12 protein-coding genes and 2 pseudogenes are annotated in these 17,243 nt (G+C 62.5%); 4 read left to right on the top strand and 10 right to left on the bottom strand.

Annotated features, from left to right (window positions below; all coding sequences use genetic code 11):
* Nucleotides 1-819: 819 nt before the first annotated feature.
* Nucleotides 820-1,974, bottom strand: a complete 1,155-nt coding sequence (locus ACTGJ9_RS29020) for a site-specific integrase (protein ID WP_456673857.1) — start codon at nt 1,972-1,974, stop codon at nt 820-822.
* Nucleotides 1,975-2,159: 185 nt separating this feature from the next.
* Here ACTGJ9_RS29020 and dusA point away from each other — a divergent pair, with 185 nt between their 5' ends.
* Complete coding sequence (dusA, locus tag ACTGJ9_RS29015) at nt 2,160-3,116, top strand: tRNA dihydrouridine(20/20a) synthase DusA (RefSeq protein WP_456673856.1); 957 nt, start codon at nt 2,160-2,162, stop codon at nt 3,114-3,116.
* Between the two features lie 92 nt (nt 3,117-3,208).
* On the opposite strand, the pseudogene ACTGJ9_RS29010 reads toward dusA, so the two are convergent.
* The 5 genes and pseudogenes from ACTGJ9_RS29010 to ACTGJ9_RS28990 form a co-directional block, all read right to left on the bottom strand.
* Nucleotides 3,209-3,760: pseudogene (locus tag ACTGJ9_RS29010) on the bottom strand (TIGR02281 family clan AA aspartic protease); the annotation flags it as partial.
* Nucleotides 3,761-3,788: 28 nt separating this feature from the next.
* Nucleotides 3,789-3,992: a DUF1289 domain-containing protein gene (locus ACTGJ9_RS29005; protein ID WP_456673855.1), complete on the bottom strand. Its 204-nt coding sequence runs from the start codon at nt 3,990-3,992 to the stop codon at nt 3,789-3,791.
* Between the two features lie 44 nt (nt 3,993-4,036).
* Nucleotides 4,037-5,632 (bottom strand): sensor histidine kinase, encoded by a 1,596-nt coding sequence (locus tag ACTGJ9_RS29000; RefSeq protein WP_456673854.1) that lies wholly within the window; start codon nt 5,630-5,632, stop codon nt 4,037-4,039.
* A gap of 138 nt (nt 5,633-5,770) precedes the next feature.
* The gene (gene nhaD, locus ACTGJ9_RS28995) at nt 5,771-7,048 is read right to left on the bottom strand and encodes a sodium:proton antiporter NhaD (RefSeq protein WP_456673853.1); all 1,278 of its coding nucleotides are present in this window, start codon (nt 7,046-7,048) and stop codon (nt 5,771-5,773) included.
* A gap of 12 nt (nt 7,049-7,060) precedes the next feature.
* Nucleotides 7,061-7,933 carry an NAD(P)-dependent oxidoreductase gene (locus ACTGJ9_RS28990; protein ID WP_456673852.1) on the bottom strand — a complete coding sequence of 291 codons (873 nt, stop codon included), beginning with the start codon at nt 7,931-7,933 and terminating at the stop codon, nt 7,061-7,063.
* Between the two features lie 384 nt (nt 7,934-8,317).
* Between ACTGJ9_RS28990 and ACTGJ9_RS28985 the strand changes: the two are divergent.
* Nucleotides 8,318-9,459 (top strand): annotated as a pseudogene (locus ACTGJ9_RS28985) (Mrp/NBP35 family ATP-binding protein).
* A gap of 193 nt (nt 9,460-9,652) precedes the next feature.
* The gene (locus ACTGJ9_RS28980; RefSeq protein ID WP_456673851.1) at nt 9,653-10,744 is read left to right on the top strand and encodes a TRAP transporter substrate-binding protein; all 1,092 of its coding nucleotides are present in this window, start codon (nt 9,653-9,655) and stop codon (nt 10,742-10,744) included.
* 466 nt (nt 10,745-11,210) lie between these two features.
* Here ACTGJ9_RS28980 and ACTGJ9_RS28975 read toward each other — a convergent pair whose 3' ends face one another.
* Complete coding sequence (locus tag ACTGJ9_RS28975) at nt 11,211-11,951, bottom strand: class I SAM-dependent methyltransferase (RefSeq protein ID WP_456678663.1); 741 nt, start codon at nt 11,949-11,951, stop codon at nt 11,211-11,213.
* A gap of 396 nt (nt 11,952-12,347) precedes the next feature.
* Here ACTGJ9_RS28975 and ACTGJ9_RS28970 point away from each other — a divergent pair, with 396 nt between their 5' ends.
* The gene (locus ACTGJ9_RS28970) at nt 12,348-12,725 is read left to right on the top strand and encodes a carboxymuconolactone decarboxylase family protein (RefSeq protein WP_456673850.1); all 378 of its coding nucleotides are present in this window, start codon (nt 12,348-12,350) and stop codon (nt 12,723-12,725) included.
* Between the two features lie 440 nt (nt 12,726-13,165).
* Here the strand turns inward: ACTGJ9_RS28970 and ACTGJ9_RS28965 are convergent, their stop codons facing one another.
* The 3 genes from ACTGJ9_RS28965 to ACTGJ9_RS28955 form a co-directional block, all read right to left on the bottom strand.
* The gene (locus ACTGJ9_RS28965) at nt 13,166-14,365 is read right to left on the bottom strand and encodes an IS91 family transposase (protein ID WP_456673849.1); all 1,200 of its coding nucleotides are present in this window, start codon (nt 14,363-14,365) and stop codon (nt 13,166-13,168) included.
* A 10-nt stretch (nt 14,366-14,375) separates the two neighbouring features.
* Nucleotides 14,376-15,251, bottom strand: coding sequence for a tyrosine-type recombinase/integrase (locus ACTGJ9_RS28960; RefSeq protein ID WP_456673554.1), 876 nt, complete (start codon nt 15,249-15,251; stop codon nt 14,376-14,378).
* A 214-nt stretch (nt 15,252-15,465) separates the two neighbouring features.
* Nucleotides 15,466-16,911, bottom strand: coding sequence for a DUF1254 domain-containing protein (locus tag ACTGJ9_RS28955; protein ID WP_456673848.1), 1,446 nt, complete (start codon nt 16,909-16,911; stop codon nt 15,466-15,468).
* Nucleotides 16,912-17,243 lie beyond the last annotated feature (332 nt).

Here is a 17,243-nt window from a genome sequence, read left to right as displayed (position 1 = left end):
GTGCAACGTCTGCTAAGGGCGCTTCGACGGAAGGCTGCTGAACAGTAGGTCGCAAGGACTATGCTTACTCCCATCACCGGATCCATACTCGGTGACATTGGATCGCGCGGCGCACCACTTCAGCTATTTGATTCGGCTTAAGCAGACATTGACTGGTGCGAATGCGTACCAGCGAGCTGTTCGCTATAAACGAGAGCCGGCAAAAGAGAGGTGGCGGCTAACTAGACGTCGGATTTCTTCGTAGACATTAAGGGCGCCACGCAAACTATTGTTTCTTCTTCGAAGGTCCGGACACTAGACCCAGGGTTTCCTCTTTTCGTTGGGTTGGTATCGTATCAGCTGTCCATTCGCGAGCCTCTGGCAGGTCGTTTTTGCGAAGCTCTTTGAGCCGAGTGCGACCAATCTGCCAGTTGTTTGAGCCCTTCAGGGCTTTTGTACGGTTCGGCTTTCACATCTCAGTCCGCCGAGCAGCGATGGCCTTGTGGGTCAGCGACCACCTCCCGGCCCGAGCCCGGGGAAGATCGCCTCGCTGAGTCAACGGGCTGAGCATCTTCGCTGTTGAGCGGCTACCCTAACGAACGGGTATTCCGGTCCGCCAGCGCCGCTCGAATGTTGCGCAGATTGTAATGCGCGTTGCGCAGTTCGATCGAGCAATCCGGCAGGGCCGTGAGCTCGCCGAGTATCCGGTCTGGATTGGTGAACTCTACCTCGACACCATCCGCCGATGGCTACTTGTTTTGAGCTTCCAAGCCGAATACGAGGGTTCGATTCCCTTCACCCGCTGCAGCACGGATCGCGCGCGGCCCGGAATTTCCCGCATCACCCCGTCATTGGATCTAACCACGAGGTCGCCAAATCCTCAGTCGAGACGTGCTTCGGTGAAGCGCGGAGATGACTCGTTGGGCTTGTCAGCACTGAGAACCACTTCCATCCCGCATACTTGTCGCCGGTTTGACGTAAGTGCGTGTAGCGCTTGAGACTTGACCAAGAACGATGACCCGACACAGCAGCTACTTGTGGAATATTGCGACCTATCTCGAATAATCTCGAAATGCCATCGTGACGAAGATCATGCAGGTGCAAGTCGATGATCTCCAGGAATTGGCATGCCCGCGTGAAATTCGTTCCAATCGTGTCGCCGCAATACGGAAAGATTTCCGCGCGCCTCTTTGGCATGGAGAGAATGATTTGAAGCGCTTCCGGCGGGAGGTCGCACCATGCGTCATTTCCGATCTTCTCTCCGGGGTTCTTCATATCCCGTATCAAAACGCGGCTTCCTTCCGCATCAAGATCCGTCCATGATATCCGCGTAATCTCCTCGAGGCGACGCGTTGAAAATATGGCAAAGCCAATGATCTTCTGCATCGGAATGGAGGATGGTCGGCGCTTCAGTCGTTCGCCGAAATATTCGAGAATGTTATCGAGTTCTTCGAGTGACGGACGTCGATCGCGCTCGCGGCTTTTCCCCGCAATACCGAGGCGCCTCGCGACTACGAAGGCGTCCTTCATGGCGGTCTGATCAAGCGGATAAGCCCAGGCCGGTCTGGCTACCGCGAAGACCGCCGCCAAATGTGAGAGGTAGTTGCCGACGGTTGACGGAGCGACGTTGACTATCAGTTCATTTGCAAGCGCTACGACGTCGGTGCTCGTGATTTCCGAGCACCTCTTGTTCGCTATGTCGTAGTTCTTGATTGCTCGTAGAACCTGCGCCTTGGTGCGGCCAATCTTCTTTATTGATTCATCTGTGTAGCGGTCGATAACAGCAGCTAGGGTGGGGTCCGGCGCTTCGAGACGTTCGAGCGCGCCGGGTTTGGCGAGTTCCTTTTCCCGTTTTTCGAGCCAGGCTGAGGCGGCCTGCCGACGATCGAACGTTCGATTCTCCCGATGCACGATCTTGCCAGCTCGCTTAATAAGGAGCTGGGCTTGATATCCTGTAGAGCCATCGCTTCGTTTGCGTTGGACGACCGTTCCCATCTCGGAGGCTCCGTTTGCGGTACTGCATGGACCTGTCAGGTACTGCGCGGCAGTACCAAGGGTATCAAAATAGTGGAAAATGGCCAAAAAACGAACTAAACAGAAAAATTCGAGAATGACTGTAAATGATTGAAATGACCGCAAAATCTACGAAATCGTACGCTTTTCCATTCTCGGTCGCGCCCATGATGGATTGGACAGACCGGCACTGCCGGGTGTTCCACCGTCACCTGACACGGCGGGGGTCGCTCTATACGGAGATGCTGACCACCGGCGCCATCATTCATGGCGACCGGGAGCGGCTGCTCGGCTTCGACACGACCGAGCATCCGGTGGCGCTACAGCTTGGCGGCTCGGATCCGCGCGACCTCGCTGAAGCCGCGCGGATCGGCGAGGGTTTTGGCTACGACGAGATCAATCTCAATGTGGGCTGCCCGTCCGATCGCGTGAAGGATGGCCGCTTTGGCGCCTGTCTCATGGCGGAGCCGGAGCTCGTCGCGCGATGTGTCGCGGCGATGAAGCGCGCTGTCTCAATTCCCGTCACGGTGAAATGCCGCATCGGCATCGACGACCAGGATCCCGAAGGCGCGCTCGATACGTTGGCGCACGCGGTGGTCGCTGCCGGCTGCGACGCGCTGATCGTGCACGCCCGGAAGGCCTGGCTGAACGGCCTGTCGCCGAAGGAGAACCGCGACATCCCGCCGCTCGACTATGACCGCGTCTATCGGCTCAAGCGCGCGATGCCGGACGTGCCTGTCATCATCAACGGCGGCGTTCCGGGTATCGAGGAGGCGAAAGCGCATCTTGCGCATGTCGACGGCGTGATGCTCGGCCGTGCCGCCTATCAGGAGCCCTGGCGGCTGCTCTCGGTCGATCCCGAGCTGTTCGGCGAGGCGGCGCCGCACGCGACCATGCAGGACGCGTTCGAGGCGATGATACCCTATATCGAGGCGCAGCTTGCGTGCGGCACGCGGTTGCATGCCATCACGCGCCACTTCGTCGGCGCGTTCCATGCAGTGCCCGGCGCGCGCGCCTTCCGCCGCCATCTCGCCGAGCACGGCGTGAAGCCGGGCGCCGGAGTCGACGTCTTGCGTGATGCGATCGCCCGTGTTGGCGCTCGCGCGCCGGCGGAGGCTGCCTAGCCGCGAGAAGGAGCCGGATTGCAGAATCCGACTCTCGGTTGATCAAGCTCAGCGGAACGCGTGGAAACGCTAGACGGAGAGCACTGCCGTTGGTCGACCGCCGTGCGCGAGCGGCGGTGGCTGCTCTGGAGCTCCGGGTAACCGGTGAGCATGAGCGTGTCGGACCGCACGCCCCAGCTCTCCAGGCGATCGAGGAAGCTCATGCCGAGCAGGTTGGTCTTCATCTGCCCGCGCTGGACGACGAGGGCCGGCACCGATTTCTCGACGAGATGGCCGACGGCGAGCCGGTCGATCGTGAGCCGCGCCGCCTTGGTATGGCCGCCGGCGGTTTCGAGGTCGACGTCATATTCGAGCATCTCGAGCGGCAGCCCGATCGCCTTCGCGGTTTCCCAGGTCAGCACCACGGAGGTCGCGCCGGTATCGATCACCATGGGCGCGGCCACACCGTTGATCTTGGCGCGCAGCGCGAACTCGCCGCCCTGACCGCGCTGGACCTGCACGGCGGGTGCAGGCGTTGCCGTTTGCGCACGGAAAATATGCGAGACCTTGTGCCTCGCGCGCGCGATCTGGTCGGGATCGCCATAGGCGACCACGGCGCCGGCCGTGGCAGCGAGCGTGATGAGAACGAGCAGGAAGCGGATCATCGCGCGCCTCCCATGGCAGGCCGGCAGGTCAGGCGCGTTTCGACGATCCCGCGATCGGCTGCAGGCCGGCGTCGGCCATGCGCGCGGGCAACAGCGCCATCACAGCGCGCCGTTCCGCGCTCTCCATGGCGTGCCAGCGCGCGATCTCCGGCAAGGCCCGGCCGCAGCCGAAGCACAGCTTGGTCCTGGGATCGATCATGCAGACGGCGACGCACGGCGTTTCTTTGCTCATCCGGACATAGTGAAGGATTGGCGGACATGTCTGCAAGCATGTGTTTACGAGCCCGTGCCTGCGCTCATGATCGGCTTGTGGCGCGGTCGGCGCTTCTCGTCGGGCACCATGGAACTCTCCGGCTGGAGCGGCGGCGCATCCTCCGACAGCGGCGCGAGCGCGCTCATCACGCGCTCCGGCGGGAAGGTGACGATCACCTCGGTGCCGATGCGCAGCTTCGACTTCAGCGTGAACGTGCCGCCATGCAGATCGATCAGGTTCTTGGCGATGGGCAAGCCAAGGCCTGCGCCCTGTTCGGCCGACTTGATCGAGTTGGAGCCCTGGCCGAACGAGGCGAGCACGACCGGGATCTCGTCCTCGGGGATCCCGGGGCCGGAGTCCTTCACCGACAGATATTGCCCGCCCGAAGCGGTCCAGCCGGCCTTGAGCCAGATCTCGCCGCCTTGCGGGGTGAACTTGATCGAATTGGAGAGCAAATTGAGCACGACCTGGCGGATCGCGCGCTCGTCGGCCCAGAGCCGCGGCATGGCGTGCTCGAACACCTCGTTGATGGTGATGCCGCGACTGGAGGCGCGCAGCTTCATGAGATGATGGCAGTCGGCGACGACGCCGACCAGCGACACCGCTTCCTCGTTCAATTCGTAGCGGCCGGCCTCGATCCGCGACAGATCGAGGATCTCGTTGATCAGGTTGAGCAGGTGCACGCCGGAATTATGGATATCGGCGGAATATTCCTTGTAGACCGGCACCGCATGCGCGCCAAAGATCTCGCTCTTCATCACCTCGGAGAAGCCGAGAATGGCATTGAGCGGAGTGCGCAGCTCATGGCTCATCTGCGCGAGGAAGCGCGATTTGGCGACATTGGCGGATTCGGCGCGGTGGCGCGCCTCGTCCGAGATCGCCTTGGCCTGTTCGAGCTCGCCGATCAGCGCATCCTTCTCGGCGCGCGCTTCGAGCGTGGCGAAGGTCGAGGAATGCAGGCGATGCGCCAGCAGCACGAAATAGCCTTCGGCTGCGAGCGCGAGCGCGGCCAGAATATAGTTGTCGAGCGAACCGGTCATCGCAAAGCTCAACGCCATTGCGACCGCGACCGGCGCGGTGGCGGCAAGGGCTGCGATCGGCAGGTTGGCAGCCAACATGCTCGACACTGCGATCACCAGCAGCATCAGGAACATCATCAGCGTTTCCGTGACCGTATCGAGCACGGGATGAATCAGGATCGCCATCCAGCACAGGCCGTACAGCAGGTCGAGCACGACGAAGCGTGTCTGCCAGGTGCGCGTCGCCGCAGGTGAGGCAGGCTTGGCCAGGAAGCGGCGGCAGCTGCGGATCATCGCCGCGTGGAGGCAGATCATGCCGACGGTCCAGGCGGCGGCCGGGATCGGCTGCATCCACAGTCCGAACAGCACTCCGGTGGCGACCACCAACAGCATCACGACGTAGGAGGCGGACAGGCGCGTCTGGGCATATTGGCGCAACAGCTCGGCATCGAAGGCTGGCCGGGTTCCGCTGGTCGAGGTTAACTTATCACGCGCCTCGCGCACCCGCTGCGACGCAGCCCTTCGGCTGCTCGCCGAAGGAGCGCCGATTGGCTCGGCCGGAAGCTGCACAACTTCAGGCTTTTCAGCGGGGTTACTCATCAAGCAACAACGATTCCTGCCCACGTCGGACGCGGGCCTTCTGCATTGTCTATCTCTGGCAAGAAATCCTTAAGAGGTGACTTAAGGAGCTAAAGAATTACGTTAACCGGGCGTTAATTTGGATCCGGCAGTCGCCCCTCAATGCAGCCAGGAATGCTGCGCGACATAGACCACGGCGCCGGCTAGATAGCCCGCAAGCGCGGGCACGGCGATGCGGCGGGCGTACCAGAGGAACTCGATCCGCTCGAGCCCCATGGCAGCAACGCCTGCGGCAGAGCCGACGATCAGGATCGATCCGCCGGTGCCGGCGCAATAGGCGATGAACTCCCAGAGGAAGCTGTCCGGCGGGTAATGGCCGAGATCGTACATGCCCATGGTCGCTGCGACCAGCGGCACGTTGTCGACGATGGCGCTGAGCAGGCCGAGCACGACGACGATGACGTCCTGGCGGCCGATGGTCGCCTCCAGCCATCGGGCCAGCATCGTCAGGAGGCCGGCATGTTCGAGGCAGGCGACCGCCAGCAGAATGCCGACGAAGAACACGATCGAGCCCATGTCGATCCGGGTCAGCGCATGCGCGAGCGAGAGCGGATGGCGCACGTGCTCGTCCTTGTCGCGATGGATGACCTCGCCGACCAGCCAGACGATGCCGAGGCCGAGCAGCACGCCCATGAAGGGCGGCAGATGCGTCACCGTCTTGAAGGCCGGCACCGCGATCAGCACGCCGAGCCCGAGATAAAACATCAGATTGCGCTCGAACCGGTCGACGGCGAGCAATCCGTTGTCTCTCGGCGGTGCCGCCACGGTCTTGCCCCTGAGCGACAGGCTGATGAAGGCCAGCGGCACCAGCAGATTGACCACCGAGGGCAGGAACACCGCGCGCATGATATTCAATGGCGTGATCTGTCCGCCGATCCACAGCATGGTCGTGGTGACGTCGCCGGTTACGGTCCAGGCGCCGCCGGCATTGGCGGCGATGACGATGAGCGAGGCGAACAGCAGGCGGTCGTCGCGCCTGGCGATGAGACGCTGGACCAGCGAGACCATGACGATGGTCGTGGTCAGATTGTCCAGGATCGCGCTCAGGAAGAACGCCACCAAGCCAACCAGCCACATGAGCGTGACCTGGCTCGTGGTGTTGATGCGCGAGGTGATGACCTCGAAGCCGTCATGGGCGTCGATCACCTCGACGATGGTCATCGCGCCGATCAGGAAGAACACGATCTGCGCGGTGGAAGCGACGGATTCGTCGAGCTGATGACTGACCAGCGCGTGATCGCCGATCCTGAGCGCGTAGATCGTCCACAGCAGCCCCGCGCCGAGAAGCGCGGTTGCGGTCTTGCTGATCCCGAGGGGATGCTCGAACGCGATCGCCACATAGGTCAGGACGAAAATTGCGGCGATCGCGGTCAGCAAGGCAGTGTCAGGTCAGCGATTGAGGCGCGCGAGCAGGCTCGACGTATCCCAGCGCTTGCCGCCCATCTTCTCGACCTCGGCATAGAACTGGTCGACTAGCGCGGTGACCGGCAGATTGGCACCGTTGCGACGGGCTTCGGCCAGCGAGATCGAGAGATCCTTGCGCATCCATTCGACCGCGAAGCCGAAATCGTACTTGTCCTCGTTCATGGTCTTGTAGCGGTTCTCCATCTGCCACGACTGCGCGGCACCCTTGGAGATGGTCTCGATCACGGCGGCGACGTCGAGGCCACTCTTCTTGGCGAAGTGGATACCCTCGGAAAGGCCCTGCACGAGGCCGGCGATGCAGATCTGGTTGACCATCTTGGTGAGCTGGCCGGAGCCGGCGGGCCCGAGCAGTTTGCACATCCGGGCATAGGCGCCTGTGATGACCGGCTCGGCGCCGGCATAGGCGCCCTCGGTGCCCCCGCACATCACCGTCAGCACGCCGTTTTCGGCGCCGGCCTGGCCGCCGGAAACGGGAGCGTCAATGAACTTGAAGCCGGCCTTGGTCGCAGCCGCGTCGAGCTCGCGCGCGACCTCGGCGGAAGCGGTGGTGTGATCGACGAAGGTCGCGCCCTTCTTCATGCCGGCAAAGGCGCCGTCGGCGCCGATCGTGACCGCGCGCAAATCGTTGTCGTTGCCGACGCAGCACATCACGAAATCCTGGCCTTCGGCCGCGGCCTTCGGAGTCGCGGCGGTCTTGCCGCCGAACTTGTCCGCCCACTCCTTCGCCTTGGCGGCGGTGCGGTTGTAGACCGTGACCTCATGGCCCCCTTTTTTCATGAGGTGTCCGGCCATGGGGAAGCCCATCACGCCGAGACCGAGGAAAGCGACTTTAGCCATGTGTATGTCCGTAGCTTGAGTTTTACGGTTGCAGCCGGGCGAGGGGCGCCAGCCGGGGTCCTGAGGTTCCGCTCTTGGACGAACCGGGCGCACCATAAACCGTTGCGGCCGGAGGGCAACGGCTTCGTTTGGCGGCCTCCTGTGCTAGGATGGCGGACCTCAAGCGCCTGGCTTCAAAGGACGTGAAATTCGACTCCGCCAGGTGCCCGGCGGCGACCTCTGGCAGATCTCGTGCACCACCCGATGGGGTCACGATCGAGCTCAATTGCGAGGCGGCCCGGGAGCAGGGGCGCCGCCCGCGGAGATGGCTGACGATATCGGCAAGCAGTAGCCTTTTGGCCGTTTCCGCTCTAATGGGGCATCCTGAACTCTAGGAGATCCGCTTTGAGCGTGACGCAGCAACAGGTTCTCGACAGCCTCGCCAGGATCAAGTCACCCCGCGGGGTCGCGCTCACCAACGCCAGTGTGCTGAGCGCGATCAGCGCGTCCGACGGCAAGGTGTTCTTCTCGATCAATGTCGATGCCGCCGAGGCGCGGGCCTGGGAATCCGTCCGTGCCGAAGCCGAGGCCGCCGTGCGCGGCATTCCCGGCGTCACCACCGCGATGGTGGCGCTGACTGCCGAGCGCAAGGCCGGCGCCGCACCGCCACCGCCGCCAACCCCGAGCCGCGGCACACCCGGCGTGCAGCCGGTTCACGCCCACAAGCCGCCGCCGCAGGGCGGCGCCCAATCGCCGATGGCGCGGCAGTCCGAAATTCCGGGCGTCGCCGCTGTGATCGCGGTGGCCTCCGGCAAGGGCGGTGTCGGAAAGTCGACCACCGCGCTCAACCTGGCGCTGGGTCTGCGCGACCTCGGCCTCAAGGTCGGGCTGCTCGATGCCGACATCTACGGCCCTCGGTGCCGCGGCTGACCGGCCTGCACGAGAAGCCGGAGCTGGACGGCGAGCGAAAAATGATTCCGCTCCGGCGCTTCGGTCTCGCCATCATGTCGATCGGCTTCCTGGTCGAGGAAGAGACCGCGATGATCTGGCGCGGTCCGATGGTGATGTCGGCGGTGACGCAGATGCTGCGCGATGTCGCCTGGGGTACGCTCGACGTGCTCGTGGTCGACATGCCGCCGGGCACCGGCGACGCCCAGCTCACGCTGGCGCAGAACGTGCCGCTGAAGGGCGCCGTGATCGTCTCGACCCCGCAGGACCTGTCCCTGATCGATGCACGGCGCGGGCTTGCCATGTTCAAGAAGGTCAACGTGCCCGTGCTCGGCATCGTCGAGAACATGAGCTATTTCCAGTGCCCGCATTGCGGCACGAAATCCGACATCTTCGGCCATGGCGGGGCGCGCCACGAGGCCGAGAAGCTCGCAGTCCCGTTCCTCGGCGAAATCCCGCTGCACATGGCGATCTGCGCCAGCTCGGATGCCGGGAGCCCGGTGGTCGACAGCGAGCCGGATGGACCCCATGCGGCGATCTATCGCGCCATCGCGGGACAGGTCCGGGACCAGCTCAAGGGCGTCATCGCGACCTCCTGAGCCGATCTTCCGGGACATGCGACTTTCGTCGAGCCCCGTCATGCCATTGTCGCGTTCCGCGCGAGGGGCTTCCGTGTTAAAGGCCCACGGCAGTCAAGCCCCACCGGTTGGACGCGGTCCACATCGCGTCGCCGGAATGAGCGGCAGCAAAGAGGAAGTTCGGGGAAACGCCCCAACAAGGAGAGACCTGAAGATGAAGCGTCGTGATTTCCTGAAAGTGTCGGCCGCAGGCGCGGCGGCGACCGCCGCGGTGGCCTCGCCGGCCATTGCGCAGTCCTCGCCCGAGATCAAGTGGCGCATGACTTCGAGCTTCCCGAAGTCGCTCGATACCATCTATGGCGGCGGCGAGCAGGTGGCGAAGTACGTCGCCGAGATGACCGACAACAAGTTCCAGATCCAGGTGTTCGCCGCCGGCGAAATCGTCCCCGGCCTGCAGGCGCTCGATGCGACCTCGAACGGCACGGTCGAGATGTGCCACACCGTGTCCTACTACTATGTCGGCAAGGACCCGACCTGGGCGATCTACGCCTCGGTGCCGTTCGGCCTCAACGCGCGCCAGCAGAACTCCTGGTGGTACCAGGGCGGCGGCGAGCAGCTCGGCAATGAGTTCTTCAAGAAGTCGAACGTGATCGGCTTCCCCTGCGGCAACACCGGCACCCAGATGGGCGGCTGGTTCCGCAAGGAGATCAAGACAGTTGCGGATCTCTCCGGCCTGAAATTCCGCATCGGCGGCATCGCCGGCCAGGTGCTGCAGAAGGTCGGCGTGGTGCCGCAGCAGCTTGCCGGCGGCGACATTTATCCGGCGCTGGAAAAGGGCACCATCGACGCGGCCGAGTGGGTCGGCCCCTACGATGACGAGAAGCTCGGCTTCGCCAAGGTCGCGAAGTACTACTACTACCCGGGCTTCTGGGAGGGCGGTCCGATGGTCCACGCCTTCACCAATCTCGACAAGTGGAATTCGCTGCCGAAGAACTACCAGGCGATCCTCACCAACGCGACCGCCAACGCCAACACCTGGATGGCCGCGCGCTACGACATGCAGAACCCGTCGGCGCTGAAGCGCCTGGTTGCCGGCGGCACCCAGCTCCGTCCCTTTACCAACGAAGTGCTCGAGGCCTGCCTCAAGGCGACCAACGAGCTGTGGGGCGAGATCTCGGCCAAGAACCCCGACTTCAAGAAGTCGATCGATGCCATGCAGGCCTACCGCTCCGACGAATATCTGTGGTGGCAGGTCGCCGAATACACCTACGACAGCTTCATGATCCGTTCGCGCACCCGCGGCTGATCCAACCCTCAAGCTGTCAGACTGAATGGCCCGGCTTCGTTCGCGAGGCCGGGCTTTTCATTGCCGCGCGCGATGGCGACCGAGCACGCCGAACAAGAATCCGCAAAACAACCCCATGCACAGTAGAGGTGGGGTGATGGCATGTTGAGCGGGGGAGGTGGCCATTGCGAGCGCAGCGAAGCAATCCAGAGTCACTCCCCGGAAAGATTCTGGATTGCTTCGCTGCGCTCGCAATGACGAATGGATGGAGACGGGCTCAGCCCGAGTTGCGAAGTCGTTTGACACGTCGGGCAAAACAGTGGCACAAAGCCATCATCGCTTAATCCGAATTGTCGTCGCGGCAATTGGCGGCGCGCCTCGTTGAGCTCCGCTCGTTGAGGCGTGGCGGACTGGATCCGCTCGCGCCGTCGTTGGTGGTGATCAATCGCCGAGCTGCCCGCGTCATGTGGCACGGGCGGCGCAACTCTTAAGGCCCTTCTGCCTTTCGTGCCCAGACCAGAAGGATCATCGGCCGCTCCAGCTCTTCGGCCAGGTCGGGCAACCGCTCGATCTGCTCGCGAGTCGGGGCAAATTCCTCGATGCGCCGCAACTCAAGGCCGGCACCGATCAGCGCGTTGAGCGTCGTGCCGATTGTCCGGTGATACTTCAGCACGCCCTTGGCGAACCAGTCCGTGCGGCGTTCGCCTTCTACCGAATAGCGATTGACCGGCCAGGTTTTGCGGCCGCTTTCATCGGCAATCCAATGCGGATGCGCGGCAGCCATGAAGATCGGATGCTCGATCGTGAAGACCAGATCACCGCCGAGGGCCAGCGCCTTGTGGATCATGCGCGTAAGGCGCCCGAAATCCTCGACATAGTGAAAGCTCAGGGCGCTATAGACGAGGTCGAAAGCCGCCTCGGGCAGTTCCAACGTCTCGAGATCGGCTATCCGATATTCAATGGCCGGGTCGGAGGTATCGGCCTTGGCGCGCACGATCATGTTCTGCGACAGATCGATGCCAAGCACCGAGGCTGCACCCTGAGCGCGCATCCAGCGCGACGCCCAGCCGAAGCCGCAGCCCAGATCGGCCACGCGCTTGCTGGTCAACGCCGGGAGCATGGCCCGGATCGTCGCCCATTCGGGCGCGCCGTCCAGCCCATGCACCTGTCGAGGCAACTGCCTGTAGGCAGCGAAGAAATCGGGATCGTCGTAGATGTTCTGTGCCACGCTTATCTCCATGATGGGTTTAGGCTTGGCGCGCGCCATGCTTGTAGGCTTCTATTTCTACGGATCGCCGCAACACAGAGCACTCAAGCAAAGAGTGCATCGAAACCGGGATGGACCATTCGGGTGCTCCGTCGGACGATGATCTGCATCGCTTGTGGATGCCTTGCCGCAAGACAGGCTTTAGCGCTCCATTGTGAAACGAGGCAGGCGGATAAGGTCGGTTTATGGCCCGGAGCCGAAGTAGCGGCGCGTTTCGCTGAGGTCCGCTCAATATGGAATGGCGAACTAGATTTGCTCAGGTCGAGTTCTTCGCATTTTGACCCGAAGCGGTCATGTGGTCTTGCGCCTTAAAAATCGCTAGGCTCCATCATCAGTTGGACCGAGGGAGGTGCAGCAATGGTAGATACCGATCTGTTTGAGAAGGGTCTCAAGAAGCGGAAACAGGTGCTCGGCGAGAAGTACGTTGATGCAAACTTGGCCGGTTCTGATGAATTCATGATGACTTTTCAAAGGGCCGTTACCGAGTTGGCTTGGGGTTACGCCTGGAGTCCCGGCCTTGATCAGAAAACTCGAAGTCTTCTGACACTTGGAATTCTCGGAGGGCTCGGTCGCTTTCAAGAGCTTGGCATTTACGTAAACGCGGCGCTCGCCAGCGGTGCAACGGTCGATGAGATCAAGGAGGTGTTAGTTCAGATTACCGTCTACTGCGGAACGCCTGCTGGTCGTCAAGCCTTTCTGGCGGCTCACGCCGCTTTGAATCCATCAGAGGAATAATGGGTTGCGAGTACGACATATCCCCTTGTAGCACACCCGTGAGGCAATGTCCGTAGTTGGGCCCTTATCCGACCTGTCAAGACCTTCCGGCGAGAGCCGCTTGTGTGAAGGTTTTCGGATGCCGGCCCCATGACGGTGTTGCCGCGCACACGAGGGCCGGCGTCCGAAAGCCTCCAAGGAGGAAACCGCGGGTGAGGCATGTGGGTGGCGCGGCGTGGGCTATGGGGATTTGCGTGCCGCGGATGATGTGTTTGATTGGAATTGAGCCGGTTCGGCGAGCTGGCCGAGGGCGGAGCAGCTCATGAATGAGGGGCCTGCCGCGTTGAACGGGGTGGATTGGCGGACGATTTGCGGCGGCTGGCGGATATCTGGGCGCGCTCTGCCATGGCCGGTCGAGAGGCAGCGCGCGCGATAAGCCGTTTTGCGGGATTGTGACGCGGTCATGAGGTGTCGATCCTGATGCGGTTCGTTGGAGCTGTTGGCCGATGTCGTGGCGTAGCACCGCGCTCGAAGACCTCGATGACGACCATGCGACCGCCGCAGCATGGGCAGCTCGGCTTGGTTTGATCGGCGGCGGCAGTGATGGGCTGACCTTCAGAATTTGCAGCGGCGAGCAGCTCACGCGCGCGAGCGATGTTATCGGCGCGGGTGCCACTGGCGAGCAGGCCGTAGTGACGGATGCGGTGGAAGCCTTGCGGCAGGACGTGGATGAGGAAGCGGCGGATGAACTCGCTGCTTGAGAGTGTCATGAGCTTCTGGCGGTCGCGACCCTCGGCGCGATAGTCCTTCCATCGGAAGGTGACGCCGGTGCGGTCGCAGGCGATCAGCCGGCTGTTTGCGATGGCGACGCGGTGGGTATAGCGCGATAGATAGGCCAGCACAGCCTGTGGCCCGCCGAACGGGCGCTTGGCATAGACCACCCATTCGGCTCGGCGCAGCGGCGCCAGATAGGCTGCGAACGCCTGCGGGTCGGCGAGAGCAGCATGGTTGCCGAAGAATTGGAGGCGGCCGGCGTTGTGGGCGGCGATCAGCTTCTCCAGCAACAACCGGCGGAACAGGCGCGAGAGCACGCGCACGGGGAGGAAGAAGCCCACCCGGCACGCCACCCAACGCTCGCCGTCGAGCGAGATGCCGCCGCCCGGCACGATCATGTGGACGTGCGGGTGATGGGTCATGGCCGAGCCCCAGGTATGGAGAACCGAGGTGACGCCGATGCGGGCGCCGAGGTGTTTTGGGTCGGCCGCGATCGTGGTCAAGGTCTCGGCCGAGGCTTTGAACAGCAGGTCGTAGATGGCGGCCTTGTTGTGATAGGCGATGTCGGCGATCGACGCCGGGAGCGTGAACACCACGTGATAGTACGGCACCGGCAACAGCTCCGCCTCGCGGTCGGTGAGCCAGTCCTTCGCGGCGGCGCCCTGGCACTTTGGGCAATGGCGGTTGCGACAGGAGTTGTAGGCGATGGTGGTATAGGCGCAGTCCGCACAGCGCGCGACATGGCCGCCGAGAGCGGCCGTGCGGCAGTGCTCGATTGCTGACATCACCTTCAATTGCTGGAGGCCGACATGACCGGCATGGGCTTTGCGCCATGCCGGGCCATGGTCGCGGAAGATATCCGCAACCTCCAAGGCCGGGCGCGACATGCGCGCCAGGTCAGCCGGGCGGCCGGTCCTCCTTCAGTTTGATCGCGATGTGCTCCAGCGGGCTCATGACCTCGCTGATCGTCTTGGTGGCGACGCGGGTATAGAGCGCCGTGGTGTCGAGCTTGGCGTGACCGAGCAGCACCTGGATCACGCGGACGTCGATGTTCTGCTCCAAGAGGTGGGTGGCGAAGCTGTGCCTCAGGGTATGCAGCGACACGCGCTTGTGGATCTCGGCCATTTGGGCGGCGGCATGACAGGCGCGATTGAGCTGCCGTGTCGTCATCGGCTGGGCCGGATCGCGGCCTGGAAATAGCCAACCCCGGGGCCGCGCCGCCCGCCACCAGGTGCGCAGCAGATCGAGCAGCAGTGGTGAGAGCATGACGTTACGGTCCTTGCCGCCTTTGCCCTGCTCGACGCGAATGATCATTTGCTTGCTGTCGATGTCGGCGACCTTGAGCGAGATGACCTCGGTGGCGCGCAGGCCGGCGCCGTAGGCCACGCTCAGCGCCGCCTTGTATTTGAGCCCGGGTGCGGCATCGAGCAGCCGCGCCACTTCCTCGGGGCTCAGCACCACCGGCAGCTTGCGAGGCTCGTGAATGACATGCGTATGCTCAACGATCTCGTGGCGCCTCAGCGTGACCCGGAAGAAGAACCGCAGTGTCGAAACCGTCTGATTGATGGTCGGCACACCAACGCCGCTCGCGGCCAGGTGCAGCTGATAGCGGCGCACGTCTTCGAAGCTCGCCGTATCCGGCGAGCGCTCGAGAAATGCGGCGAAGTTCTTGACCCTTTGCACGTAGTCATGTTGGGTCTTCGGGGCCAGCCTGCGGATCGTCATGTCTTCGATCATGCGCCGGCGCAACGGGCTCATTGCCTCGTCGGTCATGGGGATGCTCCTGTCTTGAGTGAGGTTGTTGCAACCCCTCATCTCAAGACAGGACGCCTCGTTGCGCTATCCCTCAGCCGTGCTGCCGGCCGTCGTGCCCTACCGCGCGAGCGGTTTAGTCCTGTGACCCAACTCGGACGTCGAACTTGTCTTCGATTTAACTGCGCAGTTGGGAAATACCGCACCGGAGCGTTGGCGCCCGCGCGGTATATGTTTAGCTGGCTTTTTGCACCGCCGGGGGCTTCCACGAGCCGTTCAGGATCGAAGGCGACTCATTCTTCGGCCAGTACATCCTCAGCATCGGAATGAACTCGCCCTTCGGAGCCGGAAGCCAGTTCGCCTCCTTGTCCTCACCCGGCGATTCATTCTGGAGGTAAAGCGTCAGCGAACCATCGGCATTGAACTTTGGATTGTCGCGCAGGCTGGCGGTAAATTTGTTCAGCGGGTTGGGAACGAACCACCAGCCCTGGTCGATCATGTACATGGTGATCGACCAGAAGCCGTTGACCGGCGGCGTCGCGTCCTTGGTGAAGGTCAAGGTGTACTTATTTGCGCCCGTCAGCTTCTGTCCCGTCGAATCGGTTTCCGTGTAGGGATAGACCGCATCCCGCTGCTGGTTGGCGGGCCAACCGAATGCCGCCACCACAGCGCGCTTCATGTAGCTGTCGGGGCCGTAGGTACCTAGTCCCTTTGTCACCACCCAGCCGTCCATGATCCCGCCCAAGGCTGCCTTGTTGTCTTCAATTTTCTTCAGGGCCGATTGCGGAACGTCCTTCAATGCAGCCTGCACAGCGGGATCGAGCTTGCTCATCTCAAACGGCTTGCCGGGTACGATGCCGATCTTCGCCATGCTCGCGAGGATGGGGCCATCTCCCGCCGTTGGCGGTGCATCACCGCCCATCAGCTTCGCCAAGAGATTGAAATATCCCTCCGTTCCCATAGCTATGATGACCGGTTGCGGCTTATCGGTCATGCTGAAGCCGGGATTCGGATTCACCGGCGGCGCGACAGGTGTATACGACTTGCCCCATGAGGAAAGCGGCGTGATCTTGTACTGTGCCTGCAACTCGTTGACTGCCTTGTAATCCTGTTCGGTGCCATCGGCATAAGTTCGGCCCAGAATGACCATGTAGCGCGTCGCCATGGGGAACTGCTTCATGCCTGCCGGTACCTCGCCCTTCCAGCCAGGCCCGGTGAACAGGTAGTTGGCGGCCTTGCCGTCCGCCGTGCGTCTGCTCGGCGATGACTCGGAGTCCGACATCCAAAGATCGGTCAGCTCGAACAAATAGAAACGATCGCCCATATCTGGGTGACTGAACACCTGCGGTTCAGTGAGGTCGAGCCAACCCAGAGAATAAAGTGTGTCCGCATTTGGCGCCGAAACGCCACGATAATCGGCCGGCGGATAGCGCGGAATGTTGATGAACTGTCCGATCGGCGCCGTAAGTCCTTCAACCTTTGGCACATTGCTCATCTGAACCCGGGTGACATCGGTCGTGATGAGCGAATAGCCGTAGATATATGCGCCCTCGGCGATTTGCCGCGCTTCCTCAGGAGTGAATGCTTGTGCGTTTGCAGGCAGGGGCATTCCGTTGAGGACCGTGAATGCCAAGCTGGCCGCAGCCGCGCCGTTTACAAATGATCGTCGGGTCGATTTCATGGCGAACTCCTCACTTTGGTTCAAAGGGGAGACGAGCGCTCATCGAGCCTAAGGAAAATTCGGCGGCTCAACACGACGCCCAGTTGACCTTAATCCTTGAAGCATACCATTAATTGCACTCTAAAACCAAGCGTGCCATGACCGCTGTTGTGAAGGTTTGCGGATGGCGGCCCCATGATGGTGGCGCGGCGCATGCCGGGGCCGGCGTACGCAAACCTCCAAGGGAAGAAACCGCGGGAGGTTTGGTGGGCCGCGCGTCAGACGCTATGGGGATTTGGCGCTGGTGGTCTTTCGCCGGGGAGCGTCGAGCAATTGTTTGGGGAGTGATCGCA

It is taken from the genome of Bradyrhizobium sp. RDM12, from assembly GCF_051917485.1.
Lineage (GTDB): Bacteria > Pseudomonadota > Alphaproteobacteria > Rhizobiales > Xanthobacteraceae > Bradyrhizobium.
Note: the sequence above shows the minus strand (reverse complement) of the source record. Positions and strands in the feature narration are given on the sequence as shown.

Bases quoted from the DNA above. Each gene is read 5' to 3' on its own strand.
- ACTGJ9_RS28980 (WP_456673851.1), top strand. From the start codon at position 9,653: ATGAAGCGTCGTGATTTCCTGAAAGTGTCGGCCGCAGGCGCGGCGGCG.
- ACTGJ9_RS29020 (WP_456673857.1), bottom strand. From the start codon at position 1,974: ATGGGAACGGTCGTCCAACGCAAACGAAGCGATGGCTCTACAGGATAT.
- ACTGJ9_RS28955 (WP_456673848.1), bottom strand. From the start codon at position 16,911: ATGAAATCGACCCGACGATCATTTGTAAACGGCGCGGCTGCGGCCAGC.
- ACTGJ9_RS28960 (WP_456673554.1), bottom strand. From the start codon at position 15,251: ATGACCGACGAGGCAATGAGCCCGTTGCGCCGGCGCATGATCGAAGAC.
- ACTGJ9_RS29005 (WP_456673855.1), bottom strand. From the start codon at position 3,992: ATGAGCAAAGAAACGCCGTGCGTCGCCGTCTGCATGATCGATCCCAGG.
- ACTGJ9_RS28970 (WP_456673850.1), top strand. From the start codon at position 12,348: ATGGTAGATACCGATCTGTTTGAGAAGGGTCTCAAGAAGCGGAAACAG.
- dusA (WP_456673856.1), top strand. From the start codon at position 2,160: ATGATGGATTGGACAGACCGGCACTGCCGGGTGTTCCACCGTCACCTG.
- ACTGJ9_RS28990 (WP_456673852.1), bottom strand. From the start codon at position 7,933: ATGGCTAAAGTCGCTTTCCTCGGTCTCGGCGTGATGGGCTTCCCCATG.
- ACTGJ9_RS29000 (WP_456673854.1), bottom strand. From the start codon at position 5,632: ATGAGTAACCCCGCTGAAAAGCCTGAAGTTGTGCAGCTTCCGGCCGAG.
- ACTGJ9_RS28965 (WP_456673849.1), bottom strand. From the start codon at position 14,365: ATGTCGCGCCCGGCCTTGGAGGTTGCGGATATCTTCCGCGACCATGGC.